We start from the raw sequence: 14,784 nt of genomic DNA on the forward strand, positions 1-14,784 counted from the left end.
CGCGGCGTTCTACAGGGGGCCGGTGATCCACCGGCGCAGCGTGCCGTCCCATCCCGCGGTGGCGAGGAGACTGCCGTCGGGGGAGAAGGCGAGCCCGCCCACGGCCCCGTCGTGGCCGGTGAGCGCGCTGCCGACCCGCTTGCCCGTGGCCGGGTCCCACAGCAGCGCCACACCGTCCTCACCGGCCGAGGCCAGGAGGCGTCCGTCCGGCGAGAAGGCGAGCTCGTAGACGGCCGAGGCATGGCCGCTCAGCGGTGCGCCGAGCTGGACCCCGCGAGCCGGATCCCAGAGCCGTACGGTGGCGTCCGCGCCGGCCGTGGCCAGGGCCCGCCCGTCCGGTGCGAAGGACACCGCCCACACGGTTCCCCGGTGGCCGTCGAAGGGGACGGGCAGCTGCCGCTGGGTGCGGGGATCCCACAGCCGTACGCCACCGTCGGCGCCGGACGTGGCCAGCAGCTGCCCGTCAGGGGAGAAGCAGATCCCGACCACCTCGTTGCTGTGGCCGCGCAGGGCCTTTCCGACTGCCTTGCCGGTGTGCGGGTCCCACAGCCGCACCGTGGTGTCCGTGCCCCCGGTGGCCAGCAGCCGCCCGTCGGGAGAGAATGCGAGCCGTTTCAGGGCGCCGGTGTGGAGGGTTCGTATCTCCCGGACGACGGTGCTGCTCGCCGCATCGCGCAGGCAGACGGACCGGTCGCCGGACGCGGTGGCGAGAAGGCTCCCGTCGGGTGAGAACGCCAGCCCCAGGGCAGGACGGACGGTTCGGCGAGGCGCGGCCAGCGGGGCGAGCGCGAGACGGGGTCCCAGAGGCGGAGAGACTGTTCGCCGGTCGTCGCGGCGATGCTCCATCCGTCCGGCGAGAACGCGGTCCGCACGAGCGGGCGTCCGGCGGTGACCGCAGGCAGCTGGACCGCCCGGCGCATGCGCAGGGCGACGGCCAGGGCCCGGGCGGCGAGCGGGGTGCCCCCGCCGGTGTCGGCACGTGTGTAGAGCAGCACCGTCCGGTCGCCGGACGCGGTGGCGAACATGCGCCCGTCCGCGGAGAAAGCCACCGCGTTGACGTCGGCTCCGTGGTCGCCGAGGGGCGCCCCCAGCGGCCGGCCCGTCGCGGTGTCCCAGAACCGTACGGTGCCGTCGGCGGCGGCGCCGGCGAGGAGCGTGCCGTCCGGGGAGAAGGCCACGGCGTTGACGGCCACCGTATGGCCGACGAGGGATCGTTCGCGGCGGCCTTCCCGCAGGGCGATGCTGCCGTCCCGGCGGCCCAGGGCGACGACACCGCCGCCGGGGGAGAGCGCCGTGACCGCATCGGCGAGCTCCGGTTCGTAGAGCGTTTCACCGACGGGCCGTTCGCCCGAGAGGTCCCATACGCGTGCACCGGTGTCGACGGCCAGCAGGCGCCCGTCGTGCGTGAAGCGTGCCGTGGTGAACCGCCCCCTGTCGGGGGTGGAGAGCAGGTGGCCGGAGAGCAGGTCCCACAGGTGTACGGCCCCCTCGGCATCCAGCGTGGCCAGCCCGGCCCCTTCCGCATCGCAGGCCAGGGCGCGGACCCGCGGGGTGGGACCGGCCAGCGGAGAGGCCTCGGACGACTCGGCGGGATCGAACCGGTGGACCACCGACCTGACCGTGGCGTCGACCGTCATCAGCAGACCGTCGGCGGTGAACGCCACCGGGGCCGTCCCCGGCCGGGGCAGGCCCGTGCTCTTGCCCGTCGTGGTCTCCCACAGACGGACTGTGTTCCGGTCGGCGGAGGCCAGGTACCGGCCGTCGGGGGAGAAGGCCACGTCACGGACGGCCTGGTCGTGGCCGACGAGGCGGAAGGCGAACGTGTACGGGGCAGGCCCCGCGGGCCGCTCGGCGGGTGGGCGAGCGGGCGCTGCCGGCGGAGCCGGGTCCGTCGCGGTCTCGGGGGCCTGCGGAGCCTTCAGGGCCTCCGGCACCGGCGGGGCGGTCACTGCCGCCGTCCGGGCGCGGGCAGTGCCTGCGGACTGGAGCTCGGCCAAGGCGCGCCAGCGACGCCGCCAGTCGGACAGCTCCGGTGCGTTGTGGGCCGGGACGGTCCGCTCCTGGCCGTACTCGTCGTACGCGTGCAGGATCCGGACCAGGCCCATGAGGGTGTCCACCCGGACCAGCCGCCTGCCGTTGAAGGCATCGCTCTGCGTGGCGGGCGACAGCTGGATCCCGGCGCCCGATCTCGCCGCCCGGGTGACGAGATCGCGGTACGAGGGGTTGCCGCGCTCGATCCGCAGGCGGCGCAGATCGGCGGCGAGGGCGGCCAGTTCCTCGTCGAACGTGCCCGGTGGTTGCTCCTCCATGGCGACCACCGTAGAGCGCCCACGGCGGTACGGCCCCGAAGTTTGCGGAACAGGACGGAACGACGCGGAACAGTGCGGATCAGGTGGTGCGTTCCGTCGAACACCCCAGCTGTTCACGGGGGTTCGACGCTGATCGACTTCGGCCCGGATCCGTTCCGTCCCCGCTGTTCAGGGCCCCGAGTGGCGGTGGGATCGGGGCATGGACACCACACCGCCGGACACCGAGCCGCCGTTCCTCCCCCTGCACACCGCCGTCGTGGTTCTCGCCGCCCTGTTCGGCGGGCTCGTCGTCGGCGGGCTGACGTACCTCGGCGGTACGCATCCCGCCCTGGCCGTGCTCGCCGGGCTCACCGCCGCCGGTGGGGCCGTGCCCGTGCTGCGGGAGTTGATCCGGTGAAGCCTCAGGAGGCCGGGGGGAGTTCGCCCGAGCCGCGCGGGATCAGGCGGGTCGGGAGTTCGATGCGGGCCGGGGGGAGGGCGGCGCCTGCGAGGCGTTGGAACAGGCGGTCGGTGGCCACCCGGCCCAGGGCCGCCGCATCCTGGGCGACCACCGTCACCCCGGGGCGCAGCAGATCGGCCAGCTCGAAGTCGTCGAAGCCGACCAGGGCCACCGGCGGCCGGTGTTCGGCCAGGACCCGTACCACCGTCACCGTCACCCGGTTGTTCCCCGCGAAGACCGCGGTGACGGGCTCGGGGCCCGCGAGCATCGCCCGGGCCGCCTCCCCGACGCGGTCCGGGGTCGTCCGGCCGAGGGAGACCCAGGACTCCGCCACCGGCAGGCCCGCGTCCGCCATCGCCGCGCGGTAACCTCGCAGGCGCTCCGTCGCCGTGTGGATGTGCGGCTGGTCCCCGATGAAGCCGATCCGGCGGTGGCCGCCCCCGATCAGGTGCGCCACCCCCTCGCGGGCGCCGCCGAAGCTGTCCGACAGCACCACGTCCGCGTCGATCCGGCCCGCCGGGCGGTCCACGAACACCGTCGCCACACCTGCCCGGATCTCCGGCTCCAGGTAGCGGTGGTCGTCCCCGGCCGGGATCACGATCAGCCCGTCCACCCGGCGCGCGCACAGCGCCAGCGCCAACTCCCGCTCCCGGTCCGGATCCTCGGCGCTCGACCCGTTGATGAGCAGCGCCCCGTGGGCCCGGGCCACCTCCTCCACGGCCCGGTTCAGCGGTCCGTAGAAGGGATCCGCGAGGTCCTCCAGGACCAGTCCCACGGTGGCCGTACGGCCCTTGCGCAGCACGCGCGCGCTGTCGTTGCGGCGGAACCCGAGTGCCTCGATGGCCTCCTGGACCCGCCGCACCGTGTCCGGGGTGACCCCCGCCTCGCCGTTGACCACCCGCGACACCGTCTTCAGGCCCACGCCCGCGCGGGCCGCCACGTCCTTCATGGTCGGCCGGTTGCCGTAGCGGGGGTCGGACGGGCGGCGGGTCTGCGGCACGGGACGGAATCCTCCGGAAGTGGTGGGGTACGGCTCTGACCTTGAGGATAAGCACTGGGCCGATGACCGGGTTTCCGTGGCAGGGTGATGCGGGCAAGCCACTGGGGGCTCCGGACGAGCCATGGGGAGAGGGGTAGACGTGATTGTCTGGATCAACGGCACATTCAGCGCCGGGAAGACCAGCACGGCCCGCGAACTGACCGGGATCCTGCCGGACAGCACCCTGTACGACCCGGAGCTCGTCGGGGACGCACTACGCCAACTGCTGCCGCGCAAACGCCTCGCGGAAGTCTCCGACTACCAGGACCTGCCGAGCTGGCGGCGCCTGGTGGTGGACACGGCCGCGGCGATGCTCGCGGAGCTGGGCGGGGTGCTGGTCGTACCGATGACGCTGCTGCGGCAGGAGTACCGGGACGAGATCTTCGGCGGGCTCGCGGCGCGCCGGATACCGGTGCGGCATGTGCTGCTCGCCCCGGCGGAAACGATCCTGCGGGAGCGGATCGCGACGCGGGAGGAGCCGGGCGACCCGGCCGACGTGGACGTGCGGGTCCGGCAGTGGGCGTACGACCACATCCCCGCGTACCAGCATGCGCTGGGCGGCTGGCTCGCGGCGGACGCGCACGTCATCGACAACGGGGACCTGACCGTTCGGGAGACGGCGGAGCGGATCGCCGAAGCCGTACGCACGGACGCGGCCCGGGTCTGCGACATCGTGCAGACGCCGGAGCCGACGCGGGAGACGGTGGCGGCGGGGGTGCTGCTCTTCGACGACGAGGACCGGGTGCTGCTGGTGGATCCGACGTACAAGCCGGGTTGGGAGTTCCCGGGCGGGGTCGTGGAGGCGGGTGAGGCGCCGGGGTGCGCGGGGGTGCGGGAGGTCGCGGAGGAACTGGGCCTGACGCTGGACGCCGTACCGGGGCTGCTGGTCGTGGACTGGGAGCCGCCGATGCCTCCTGCGTACGGGGGGCTGCGGCTGCTGTTCGACGGGGGCCGCCTCTCGGCCGCCGCCGCGGCCGGGCTCCGGCTGCCGGGCCCCGAGCTGCGGGCCTGGCGGTTCGTGACGGAGGAGGAGGCGGCCGGGCTGCTGCCCCCGGTGCGCTACGAGCGGCTGCGCTGGGCCCTGCGGGCCCGGGAGCGGGGCCGCCCTCTGTACCTGGAGGCGGGCCGCCCCACCCCGTAACCCGACGGGGCCCGGGAGCTTCGCTCCCGGGCCCCGTCGGGCAGCGGCTACGGAAGGACCGGGTCCGACTCCGTTGCCGTGAGGAGGGTGGCCGCCGTGTCCTCGGTCAGCGGGTCGCCGTGGCCGAAGCAGGCCACCGACGGGGAAAGCGCCGCGAGGCGGCGGAAGGAGGACTGGGCCTCGTCACGGTCCACGTTGAAGACGCCCAGCATCACCTGGCCCACCCCCGCGATGCAGTCGCCCGCGAACAGCACGCCGTGGCGCGGCAGGTGGATGCCGATGCTGCCCGGCGTGTGGCCCGGGGCGTGGACCACCACCGCGCCGTCGCCGAACGGGAGCACCTCGCCGTCCTCGACTTCGCGCTCGACCCGCGTCGGCGGCGCCTCGGGGACCGTCAGACCGTGCTCGTACAGCGGGATCTCCCAGTCCAGCAGGACTGGCTCCGGCACCGGTAGCTCGCCCCGGATCACCGGGGCCTCCAGCCGGTGCGCCACCACCTCCGCGCCCCAGCGGGCGGCGAGTTCGTCCGCGGCGCCGATGTGGTCGCGGTGGCAGTGCGTCAGGACGATCCGCTCCAGCCTTTCCGGGCTCAGCCCGAGGGAGCGGACGGCCTCCTCGATCGCCGCCGCCGATCCGGCATGGCCGGAGTCGATCAGGGTCAGCGCTTCGCCGTCGCGCCACAGGTACGCCTGGCCGATCGGGAAACGGAGCATGTGGAGCCGCTGCGGGAGTACCTCTACAAGATCCATACCCCGAACGTACGTGCGCCGACTCCGCCCCCGGCACGCCTTTCACCGGGAGCGAAGTTCGCCCGTAGCGCAGGTCAGCCGCGCTTGGACTCCGCGTAGTTGACGAGGAACAGCGCCTCCGCGACCGAGAGGCGCTCCAGCTCCTCCGGGGAGACGCTCTCGTTCACCGCGTGGATCTGGGCCTCCGGCTCGCTCAGCCCGATCAGCAGCATCTCCGCCTCCGGGTAGAGCGTGGTCAGCGTGTTGCACAGCGGAATCGATCCGCCCATGCCCGCGACCTGCATCTCCTGACCCGGGTACGCCACCTGCATGGCCGCGGCCATCGACGCGTACGCCGGGCTGCTCGTGTCCGCCTGGAACGGCTGGCCCTGGCCCACGACCTCGAGTTCGAGGTGCGCCTGCCACGGGGTGTGCGCCACCAGGTGGGCCTCCAGCAGCTTGATGGCCTCCGCCGTGTCCACGCCCGGCGGCACGCGCAGGCTGATCAGCGCGCCGGCACTCGCGTGCACCGAGGGGGTGGCGCCCACCACCGGCGGGCAGTCGATGCCGAGCACGGTGACGGCCGGGCGGGCCCACAGCCGGTCCGCTATCGTGCCCTCGCCGATCAGCTCGACCCCGTCCAGCACCTTCGCGTCGGCGCGGAAGTCCGCCTCCGGGTACTGCAGGCCCTCCCAGACGGCGTCCGAGGCCAGACCGTCCACCGTGGTCGAACCGTCTGCGGCGCGCAGCGAGTCCAGCAGCCGGATCAGCGCGGCCAGCGCGTCGGGGGCGACGCCGCCGAACATGCCGGAGTGCAGGTTGCCGCCGAGGGTGTCGATCTTCACCTTGATCAGGGTCATGCCGCGCAGCGTGGCCGTCACGGTCGGCAGGCCGAGCCGGAAGTTGCCCGCGTCGCCGATGACGACCGTGTCGGCGGTCAGCAGCTCCGGGTGCGCCTCGGCGTACTGCTGGAGACCGCCGGTGCCCTGCTCCTCCGAGCCCTCGACGATCACCTTCACGCTCACGGGCACACCGCCGTTGGCCTTCAGCGCGCGCAGCGCCAGCAGGTGCATGATGAACCCGCCCTTGCAGTCCGCCGCGCCGCGCCCGTACCAGCGCCCGTCGCGCTCGGTCAGCTCGAACGCGGGGGAGATCCACGCGGTGTCGTCCAGCGGCGGCTGCACGTCGTAGTGCGCGTACAGGAGAACGGTCGGCGCACCCTCCGGGCCGGGCAGGAAGCCGTACACCGACTGGGTGCCGTCCGGGGTGTCCAGGAGGGACACGTTCCGGAAGCCCTCGGCGCGCAGCGCGTCGGCCACCCAGTTCGCCGCGCCCTCGCTCTCGCTCCGGGGGAACTGCGCCCAGTCCGCCACCGACTGGAAGGCCACCAGCTCGGTCAGCTCCTGCTTGGCGCGGGGCATCAGCGAGGCGATGGTCTCGGCGATCGGATTCTGGGACATGGGCACGCTCCTTTTGGGTGCGACGTTGTGTACGTGTACGCCGTCCGCATCCGCGTCGTGGGCGTATGCGGGGTACGTCGAAAGACAGTCCCGATCCTCGCACAGCAGGATGGGGCGGACTCGCGCCGTAGGATTTCCCTGCATCGGAGCAACCGCATGATCAGGAGCAGCAGCACATCGTGAGCAGCGACGACAGCACCGTCGGGGGACCCGACTCAGCAGCAGGGCAGGCCGCTCAGGGGGCGGGGGACGGGATGGCAGGGAGCGCCGGGGGAACCGGCGAGGTGTGGGACGTGGTCGTGGTCGGGGCCGGACCGGCCGGCGCCTCGGCCGCGTTCGCGGCGGCGACGGCCGGGCGGCGCGTACTGCTGCTGGAGAAGGCCGAGCTGCCCCGGTACAAGACCTGTGGCGGCGGGATCATCGGCCCGTCGCGCGATGCCCTCCCGCCCGGTTTCGTCCTGCCGTTCAAGGACCGCATCCACGCGGTCACCTTCTCGCTGAACGGGAAGCTGACCCGGACCCGCCGTTCGCGGCAGATGCTGTTCGGGCTCATCAACCGGCCCGAGTTCGATGCCGCGCTGGTCACCGAGGCCGAGAAGGCCGGCGCCACCGTCCGTACGGGTACGGCCGTCGCGCGGGTCGAGCAGCACGGGGCGGCAGTGCCCGACCGGCGCACGGTCGCCGTGGTGCTCGCCGACGGGGAGACCGTCCTGGCGCGCGCGGTGGTCGGCGCCGACGGCAGCGCGAGCCGGATCGGCGCGCACGTCGGGGTCGAGATGGACCAGGTGGATCTCGGCCTGGAGGCCGAGATCCCGGTCCCGGAGACGGTCGCCGAGGACTGGAAGGGGCGGGTGCTCCTCGACTGGGGCCCGCTGCCCGGCAGTTACGGCTGGGTCTTCCCCAAGGGCGACACCCTCACCGTCGGGGTCATCTCGGCGAAGGGTGACGGCGCCGCGACCAAGCGGTACCTGGAGGACTTCATCGCCCGCCTCGGACTGGCCGGGTTCGAACCCGCCGTCTCCTCCGGGCACCTGACCCGCTGCCGCAAGCCCGATTCCCCGCTTTCGCGCGGCCGGGTACTGGTCGCGGGGGACGCGGCCGGACTGCTGGAGCCGTGGACCCGGGAGGGCATCTCCTTCGCGCTGCGCTCGGGCCGGCTGGCCGGGGAGTGGGCCGTGAAGATCTCCGAGGCTCAGGATGCGGTCGACGCGCGCCGCCAGGCCCTCAACTACGCGTTCGCGGTCAAGGCCGGACTGGGCGTGGAGATGAGCGTCGGCAAGCGGATGCTGACCGCCTTCGAGGCTCGGCCGGGGCTGATGCACGCGGCGATCACCGGCTTCCGCCCGGCATGGCGGGCCTTCGCCCGGATCACCCGGGGTGCGACGACGCTGCCCGACCTGGTGCGGACGTACCCGATGGCCCGCAAGGCGCTGCACGCCCTGGACGGCAGGCAGGCGCGGAACCGGGCACAGGGGCCGGAGCAGGGGCAGGGGCAGGGCGGGAGCCAGGGGCAGGAGATGGGGCAGGCCTAGGGGTCCCGGGCCGGGGCCGGGGGAGCGGGCCAGGCCCCTTCCGGGCCGGTGTGTGGACGATGGTGGCGGTCTTGCCTGCGGTGCGGGCAAGGCCGCCGCTGCTTTGGTCAGGGGTGGCGGGCTGCGAGGGGTGCGCCCTGCCCGTCAGTTCGACATCGTGATCCGGAAGACCGGGTGGTCGCCGGCGGCCGCCTGGAGCTCGGCATCGGTGGACTGCGCGGTCACGCCCTGGAAGAACCGGCCGACCTCCCAGCCCCACTTCTCCAGGTAGGCGCGCAGCACGGCGGCCTTCTGCACCGGGTCGGTGAGCTCGGTGACCGTGAACGTGCGCACCTTGCGGCCCACGCGGAGTTCGCCGCCGCCCGCCACCCGCATGTTGCGGACCCACTGGGAGTGGCCGCGCGCCGACACCAGGTACTGCTCGCCCTCGTACGTGTGCGGGTTGACCGGGATCCGCTGCATCTCGCCGGACTTGCGGCCGCGCACCGACAGCTCGGCGGTGCCGGCCAGGCTGATGCCGAGCCGGGCCAGCTTCCCGAAGAGGGAGTTGAAGCGGGTTTCGAGCGCGCCGGCCTGGACGTAGTACGGGGTGGGCCTGCTGCTCATGACTGCCTCCGGTGGTGCTGGGAGAGCGGTGCTCTCGCTTGAGATCAGTGTGCACGGATCGTTGCACCAAAGCAAGAGCACCGCTCTCAAAATGGATCGGCGATCCCATTTTTGGGCACTGCTCTGACTTCGTGGCACACTGCTCGCATGAGTACCGTGCGCGGGGCCCGGGAGCGGGCCCGTATCGAGGTCACCGCCGCCATCAAGGACGAGGCGCGCCGCATGCTGGCGGCCGAGGGCGCCGCCAAGCTCTCGCTGCGCGCCGTGGCCCGCGAGCTGGGCATGGTCTCCTCGGCCCTCTACCGCTACTTCCCCAGCCGTGACGAGCTCCTCACCGCCCTCATCGTCGACGCCTACGACAGCATCGGCGCCGCCGCCGAGCAGGCCGACGCGCGCGCCCGCGCCGCCGGTGCCCCGCCCCGCGAGCGCTGGATCTCCGTCTGCGAGGCCGTCCGCGCCTGGGCGCTGGACCACCCGCACGAGTACTCCCTCATCTACGGCTCCCCGGTCCCCGGGTACAGCGCCCCCATGGACACCGTCGGCCCCGCCTCCCGCGTCGGCAACACCTTGATCGCCATCGTCCGCGCCGCCCACGCGGGCCGAGGCCTCGCCCTCCCGCCGCTGCCCGCCGACCTGCGCCCCGAAGCCGTCCGGATGACCGCGGACTTCGCCGAAGGGCTGCCGCCCGAGGTCACCGCAGCCCTGGTCGCCGCCTGGGCCCAGCTGGTCGGCCTCATCTCCTTCGAGCTGTTCGGCCAGTTCAACCGGGTCGTAGAGGACCGCGCCACCTTCTTCACACACGCCGCGGGCCAACTGGCCCACGGGGTCGGGCTGCCCGCCGCATGACCGCGGCTCACATGATGAGGTGACAGATCGCTTGTCTGTTCCTCGCACCAATGCGAGTGGTTCGGCTTTCACCGAACGGGCGCCCGCCTAGTGTTCGTCGGGTCGTGCCCCTGCCCCCGCCCCTCGCCGGAGGAACAGTCATGGCCCGCGCAGTGAAGGCCCTGTACGCCGTCCTGATCACCTCCTTACTGGCCGCCCCGGCGCCCGCCGTGACCGCCTCGGCCGGCACGGGCGAAGTGGCCGCGGCCGAGGACGCCACCCCGGCCCCCAGACCCCGGATAGCCGGCGTGCGGGGCCTGGAGATCGGCGTCCCCGCGTACGCAAGGGCCGGCGACCCCATGCTCGGCGACCTCGTCGCCACCACACCCGCCGCCTCCGTGGTCGTCCTCAACCCCGGCAACGGGGACGCCCCCTTCGACGTACCCTGGCAGGCCCACGCCGACGCGCTGCGGGCCGGGACCACCGCCACCGGCGAGAAGACCAAGGTCCTCGGCTACGTCCACACCGACCACGGCAACCGCGACATCGCCGCCGTCAAGGCCTCCGTCGACAACTACCTCAAGACCCGCGACGGCCGCCTGCACGTGGACGGCATCTTCTTCGACGTGGTCAGCCGCGACTGCGGCCCCGGCAACACCACCCGCGACCACTACGCACAGCTGCGCGCGTACGTGCAGGACACCATGAACGCCGCCGACCCCACCGCGCCGGACCTCGTGGTCGACAACCCCGGCACCGCCATCGCCGACTGCTACCTGGAACCGGGCCACCGCACCGCGGACGTCTTCGTCACCTACGAGGACACGTACGCCGCGTACACGGGCGGCGGCTGGCTCGGCGGGAACGTCTTCGGCGCGTCGGGCGCCTACCGCCCCGGCACGGAACTCGACCCGACCGGCACCGCGTTCTGGCACCTCGTCCACGCGGTCCCGGACGCCGCCGCGATGCGCACCACCCTCCGCACGGCCTTCGACCGCGGCGCGGGCTACGCGTACGCGACCGGCACGCTCATGCCGAACCCGTGGGACGAGTCGCCGAGTTGGAAGTTCCGCAGCCAGACCGCGTACGCCGCCACCGTGGGCTGACCCCGTCGCCCGTCGCCCGTCGCCTGCGGCCCAGGGGCAGACTTTCGGCAGTGCCGCGGGCCCGGGGCGATTCCGTAGGGTCGCGGGCGTGAGAGCAGTGATCGACCAATGCCCCTGGCCCGCACCCGTCTCGGCGGCGGCTCTGGCCGTCGGGACCGCGGCCGCGGCCGGCGCCGCCGCGGGCACGGGCAGCGGCTGGTGGGTGATACCCGAGGCGGGCTGCGCGTTCCTCGCCGGCGGGCGGCCCGGGCGGGTGCGGAGCACGGCACTGGCGCCGGCCGCGGTGGTCGCGGCCGCCGTCGTGGCGGTGGCCCGCGCACCGGCCTGGCTCGTTTGGGCGAGCCGGTTCACGGGCGCCTGGTGGCGGCGGCCATGGTGCCCTGGTGTGCGGGCCGGTTCCTGCGCCAGTAGCGCGAGCTGGTACGGGCCGGGTGGGAGCGGACCGCACAGCTCGAACGGGAGCAGGATCTGCTCGCGGACCGGGCCCGGCTGCGCGAGCGGACCCGGATGGCCCAGGACATGCACGACCTCCTCGGCCACGAGCTGCCCTGCTCGCCCTGTCGGCGGGCGCGCTCCAGCCGGCTCCCGGCCTGCCGGGCGAGCACCGGGCCGCCGCCCGGGACATCCGGGCCCGCGCGGGCGCGGCCGTGGACCGGCTCGGCGAGGTGATCGGCGTCCGGCGCGACGAACCGGGTCCCGGGCCGGAAGAGCTCGAGGACCTGGTGGCCCGTGCGGTCGGGGCCGGGCTGGACGCAGGGCTCCGGCTGGAGGGTGACGCAGCACCCGGACAGGTGCCGCCGGTCGTGGACCGGGCGGTCCACCGCGTGGTCCGGGAGGCGCTGACGAACGTGGCCAAGCACGCTCCCGGCCACCGGGCGACCGTCGTGGTCCGCCGTACGAAGGCCTGCACGGAGGTCCGCGTGACGAACGCGCCGCCGCCGGATCCGGCGCCGGGCCCAGGGACCGGAACGGGGGTTGCCCGGGCAGCCGGGGCGGGGTCGCCGGGTGGCGACGAGCGGCGGCTCGGGCTCGTCGGGCTGGGGGAGCGGGTCCGGGCGGCCGGCGGGACCTTCGCCACCGGGCCCGAAGGCGGGGGCTTCGGGATCCGGGCCACGCTCCCGCACCGGCTGCCGGCTGCCGGCCGCCGCCCCGGAGCACCGGCCGCCGCCCCGGAGCACCGGCCGGCGCGCCGGAGGTTCGGCCGGAGCGCTGCCGCGGCCGTCCTGGTGCCGCTGTTCACCGTGGCCGCGCTGGTCACCGGCGTACGGGTGTGGGACACGGTGACGGACCGCCGGTCGGTGTTCGCCCCCGAGGGCTACGCCCGCCTGCGGCTCGGCCAACCCCGTGCGGAGGTCGCGCCGCACCTGCCCGAGCGGCAGACGGCCCGCCGCCCGGCGGCTCCCGTGCCCCGGCCGCCGGATGCCGCCTGCGAGTTCTACGTACAGACCGCCGACCCCTTCGACGACCGGTCCGCCGACGCGTTCGACCCAGACACGCACTCCCACTCCCAGGAAGAGGAAGCCCGGTGACACAGATCCGGATACTGATCGCCGACGACGAGCCGATGATCCGCGCCGGCGTACGGGCCGTGCTCGCCACCGACCCCGGCATCACCGTCGTCGCCGAAGCCGGCGACGGCCGCGAAGCGGGGGAACTGGCCCGGCTCCACCGCCCCCGGGTGGCCGTCCTCGACATCCGCCCCCGACGATCGTCAGGGTTGTGCCGCCCGCCCGGCCATGATCCGGCTGTGAGCCGGCCATGAGCCGGCTGTGGTCCGAGCACGAGCCGAACGAGGCGGTCAGCGACCGTCGTTCTCCGGGCGGCGGGCGAAGCGCCACAGGACGTGGGTGACCCGGAGCAGGAACACCACCGCGGCCAGCACGCCGCCCGTCAGGGTCAGGACGGCATCGGTGGTGGGGGAGACGTCGAAGACCAGGGCAGGGCCGTACACCGCACCGAACACGAGGGCGGCCGCAAAGCACGCGCTGACGAAGGCGTAGCCGATCTCTATCGTGATCGCGTCGCGGTCCGCCTGCGTTCGTCGCCCCATGCGCGCAGTGTCACAGTTCGTACCGTACGGTCACAAGAGCCCCGCAGGGCTCCGGTCAGCCGATTCCGGCCGTCTCGGTCCACTGCCGCGCCAGCGATTCGTCCCCGGTCACCCCGGGGCCCAGCAGCGGGAGCCGGTTCCACAGCGCCGCGTACAGCCACGACGCCTCGCCGGTGACCTCGCAGTCCGCCGGGTCGCCCGTGTCGCCCGCCACCGTGCGGGGCGGCTCCGGCGAAAGGTGCATGGTCCACACCGCGCCCGTGTCGGCGGCGCGGATCCGCAGCACCCGCGGCTCCTCGGTCCGCATCCGGCTGCGCGGCCGCGCATGGAAGCCGGTCAGCAGTTCGTCCACCCCGTCCTCGGCGAACTCCGATGCCATCGGTGCGAAGGCCACGCCGAGCGCCGTCTCCGCGTCCATCCGGTGCACGGCCGTCTCGTGCGCCTGCCGGCGCGCCCAGAACGCCAGCGGCGACGGCGCGGCCGTCGGCAGGAAGGTCCAGCACTGCACATCGGCCGGAGCCTCGGTCAGCGTCCGGACCAGTGCTTCGTGCGCCTCCCGGTACCAGGCCAGCAGCTCGGAGCCGACCAGCTCGGGGGCGTCGGGGAACGGGCCCGGCTCCACGACGGCGTCCCTGACGTACCCAGCGGCCCACCGGTGCACCGCACCCGTGTGCTGCAGCAGATCGGAAACCCGCCACCCCGGACAGGTGGGCACCGGGGCGTCCGTACCCGCCCGTTCGGCCGTGTCGGCGAGCAACTCGCCTTCCCGCGCAAGGGTCTCCACATACTCTGTGATCTTCATGCGGGCAGTGTCCCACCGACCGGTGACAATGGGGCCATGGACGGGGAACCCGGGGAACTCTTCCCGCGCGAGCGGACCGAGATCGCCCCCGGCGCCGTGCACGTGCCCGACTGGCTCGCGTCCGAGCGCCAGCGGGAGCTGCTCGAGGCCTGCCGCGCCTGGGCGCGCCCGCCCGCCGGGCTGCGCACCGTACGGACACCCGGCGGCGGGACGATGACCGCCCGCCAGGTGTGCCTCGGACTGCACTGGTACCCGTACGGTTACGCCCGCACCGCGGTGGACGGCGACGGGGCCCCGGTCAAGCCGATGCCCGGCTGGCTCGCGGAGCTGGGGCGCGAGGCGGTGACCGCGGCCGGGGCCTGGGCAGGAACCGGAACCGGAACCGGAACCGGAACCGGCATCGCCGAGGCGTACGACATCGCGCTGATCAACTTCTACGACGGCGACTCCCGCATGGGCATGCACCGCGACGCCGAGGAAAAGTCCGGCGCACCGGTCGTCTCCCTCAGCCTCGGAGATACGTGCGTCTTCCGCTTCGGCAACACCGCCTCCCGCGGCCGCCCGTACCAGGACGTGCCGCTGCGCAGCGGCGATCTGTTCGTCTTCGGAGGCCCGGCCCGGCTGGCCTATCACGGGGTGCCCAAGGTCCTGCCGGGCACCGCCCCGCCCTGGCTCGGGCTGACCGGGCGGCTGAACATCACCCTGCGGGTCGGCGGGCCGGGGACACCCCCCGACTGACCGGCGGCG

At 73.9% G+C, this 14,784-nt stretch carries 15 protein-coding genes and 3 pseudogenes; 8 read left to right on the plus strand and 10 right to left on the minus strand.

Going from position 1 to position 14,784, the window contains the following annotated elements; genetic code table 11:
• Positions 1-9: 9 nt before the first annotated feature.
• The 3 genes and pseudogenes from AB0M76_RS39220 to AB0M76_RS39230 all read right to left on the minus strand — a co-directional run.
• The gene (locus AB0M76_RS39220) at positions 10-555 is read right to left on the minus strand and encodes a WD40 repeat domain-containing protein (protein WP_365957542.1); all 546 of its coding nucleotides are present in this window, start codon (positions 553-555) and stop codon (positions 10-12) included.
• A 27-nt stretch (positions 556-582) separates the two neighbouring features.
• A pseudogene (locus tag AB0M76_RS39225) lies at positions 583-846 on the minus strand (hypothetical protein); the annotation flags it as partial.
• A 149-nt stretch (positions 847-995) separates the two neighbouring features.
• A pseudogene (locus tag AB0M76_RS39230) lies at positions 996-2,309 on the minus strand (WD40 repeat domain-containing protein); the annotation flags it as partial.
• 199 nt (positions 2,310-2,508) lie between these two features.
• Between AB0M76_RS39230 and AB0M76_RS39235 the strand changes: the two are divergent.
• Positions 2,509-2,706 carry a hypothetical protein gene (locus AB0M76_RS39235; protein WP_365957517.1) on the plus strand — a complete coding sequence of 66 codons (198 nt, stop codon included), beginning with the start codon at positions 2,509-2,511 and terminating at the stop codon, positions 2,704-2,706.
• A gap of 4 nt (positions 2,707-2,710) precedes the next feature.
• Here AB0M76_RS39235 and AB0M76_RS39240 read toward each other — a convergent pair whose 3' ends face one another.
• Entirely contained in the window at positions 2,711-3,697 is a 987-nt protein-coding gene (locus AB0M76_RS39240) for a LacI family DNA-binding transcriptional regulator (RefSeq protein WP_365957543.1), read from the minus strand.
• A gap of 172 nt (positions 3,698-3,869) precedes the next feature.
• Between AB0M76_RS39240 and AB0M76_RS39245 the strand changes: the two genes are divergently transcribed.
• Positions 3,870-4,928: an NUDIX domain-containing protein gene (locus AB0M76_RS39245; RefSeq protein WP_365957518.1), complete on the plus strand. Its 1,059-nt coding sequence runs from the start codon at positions 3,870-3,872 to the stop codon at positions 4,926-4,928.
• Between the two features lie 47 nt (positions 4,929-4,975).
• On the opposite strand, the gene AB0M76_RS39250 is transcribed toward AB0M76_RS39245, so the two are convergent.
• On the minus strand, positions 4,976-5,677 hold the full coding sequence (locus tag AB0M76_RS39250; protein ID WP_365957519.1) for an MBL fold metallo-hydrolase: 702 nt from the start codon (positions 5,675-5,677) through the stop codon (positions 4,976-4,978).
• 74 nt (positions 5,678-5,751) lie between these two features.
• Positions 5,752-7,116, minus strand: a complete 1,365-nt coding sequence (locus AB0M76_RS39255) for a dipeptidase (RefSeq protein ID WP_365957520.1) — start codon at positions 7,114-7,116, stop codon at positions 5,752-5,754.
• Positions 7,117-7,370: 254 nt separating this feature from the next.
• On the opposite strand from AB0M76_RS39255, the gene AB0M76_RS39260 reads away from it, so the two are divergent.
• Positions 7,371-8,648, plus strand: a complete 1,278-nt coding sequence (locus tag AB0M76_RS39260; RefSeq protein ID WP_365957544.1) for a geranylgeranyl reductase family protein — start codon at positions 7,371-7,373, stop codon at positions 8,646-8,648.
• Positions 8,649-8,792: 144 nt separating this feature from the next.
• Here the strand turns inward: AB0M76_RS39260 and AB0M76_RS39265 are convergent, their stop codons facing one another.
• Positions 8,793-9,254 carry a nitroreductase/quinone reductase family protein gene (locus AB0M76_RS39265; protein WP_266669675.1) on the minus strand — a complete coding sequence of 154 codons (462 nt, stop codon included), beginning with the start codon at positions 9,252-9,254 and terminating at the stop codon, positions 8,793-8,795.
• 147 nt (positions 9,255-9,401) lie between these two features.
• Between AB0M76_RS39265 and AB0M76_RS39270 the strand changes: the two genes are divergently transcribed.
• The gene (locus AB0M76_RS39270) at positions 9,402-10,100 is read left to right on the plus strand and encodes a TetR/AcrR family transcriptional regulator (protein WP_365957521.1); all 699 of its coding nucleotides are present in this window, start codon (positions 9,402-9,404) and stop codon (positions 10,098-10,100) included.
• 140 nt (positions 10,101-10,240) lie between these two features.
• A complete protein-coding gene (locus AB0M76_RS39275) occupies positions 10,241-11,185 on the plus strand; it encodes a spherulation-specific family 4 protein (protein WP_365957523.1) in 945 nt (314 codons plus the stop codon).
• A gap of 347 nt (positions 11,186-11,532) precedes the next feature.
• Here AB0M76_RS39275 and AB0M76_RS39280 read toward each other — a convergent pair whose 3' ends face one another.
• The gene (locus AB0M76_RS39280; RefSeq protein WP_365957524.1) at positions 11,533-12,006 is read right to left on the minus strand and encodes a hypothetical protein; all 474 of its coding nucleotides are present in this window, start codon (positions 12,004-12,006) and stop codon (positions 11,533-11,535) included.
• On the opposite strand from AB0M76_RS39280, the gene AB0M76_RS39285 reads away from it, so the two are divergent.
• Together AB0M76_RS39285 and AB0M76_RS39290 are read left to right on the plus strand one after the other, a co-directional pair.
• On the plus strand, positions 11,989-12,714 hold the full coding sequence (locus AB0M76_RS39285; RefSeq protein WP_365957525.1) for a hypothetical protein: 726 nt from the start codon (positions 11,989-11,991) through the stop codon (positions 12,712-12,714). The genes AB0M76_RS39280 and AB0M76_RS39285 overlap by 18 nt on opposite strands.
• A 35-nt stretch (positions 12,715-12,749) precedes the next feature.
• Positions 12,750-12,884: pseudogene (locus AB0M76_RS39290) on the plus strand (DNA-binding response regulator); the annotation flags it as partial.
• A 99-nt stretch (positions 12,885-12,983) separates the two neighbouring features.
• Here the strand turns inward: AB0M76_RS39290 and AB0M76_RS39295 are convergent.
• Together AB0M76_RS39295 and AB0M76_RS39300 are read right to left on the minus strand one after the other, a co-directional pair.
• On the minus strand, positions 12,984-13,235 hold the full coding sequence (locus AB0M76_RS39295; RefSeq protein ID WP_365957526.1) for a DUF6332 family protein: 252 nt from the start codon (positions 13,233-13,235) through the stop codon (positions 12,984-12,986).
• Positions 13,236-13,290: 55 nt separating this feature from the next.
• Positions 13,291-14,037 (minus strand): maleylpyruvate isomerase family mycothiol-dependent enzyme, encoded by a 747-nt coding sequence (locus AB0M76_RS39300; protein WP_266669685.1) that lies wholly within the window; start codon positions 14,035-14,037, stop codon positions 13,291-13,293.
• A 36-nt stretch (positions 14,038-14,073) separates the two neighbouring features.
• Here AB0M76_RS39300 and AB0M76_RS39305 point away from each other — a divergent pair, with 36 nt between their 5' ends.
• On the plus strand, positions 14,074-14,775 hold the full coding sequence (locus tag AB0M76_RS39305) for an alpha-ketoglutarate-dependent dioxygenase AlkB (RefSeq protein WP_365957527.1): 702 nt from the start codon (positions 14,074-14,076) through the stop codon (positions 14,773-14,775).
• Positions 14,776-14,784 lie beyond the last annotated feature (9 nt).

Source organism: Streptomyces sp. NPDC051364, assembly GCF_040682115.1.
Classification (GTDB): Bacteria; Actinomycetota; Actinomycetes; order Streptomycetales; family Streptomycetaceae; genus Streptomyces.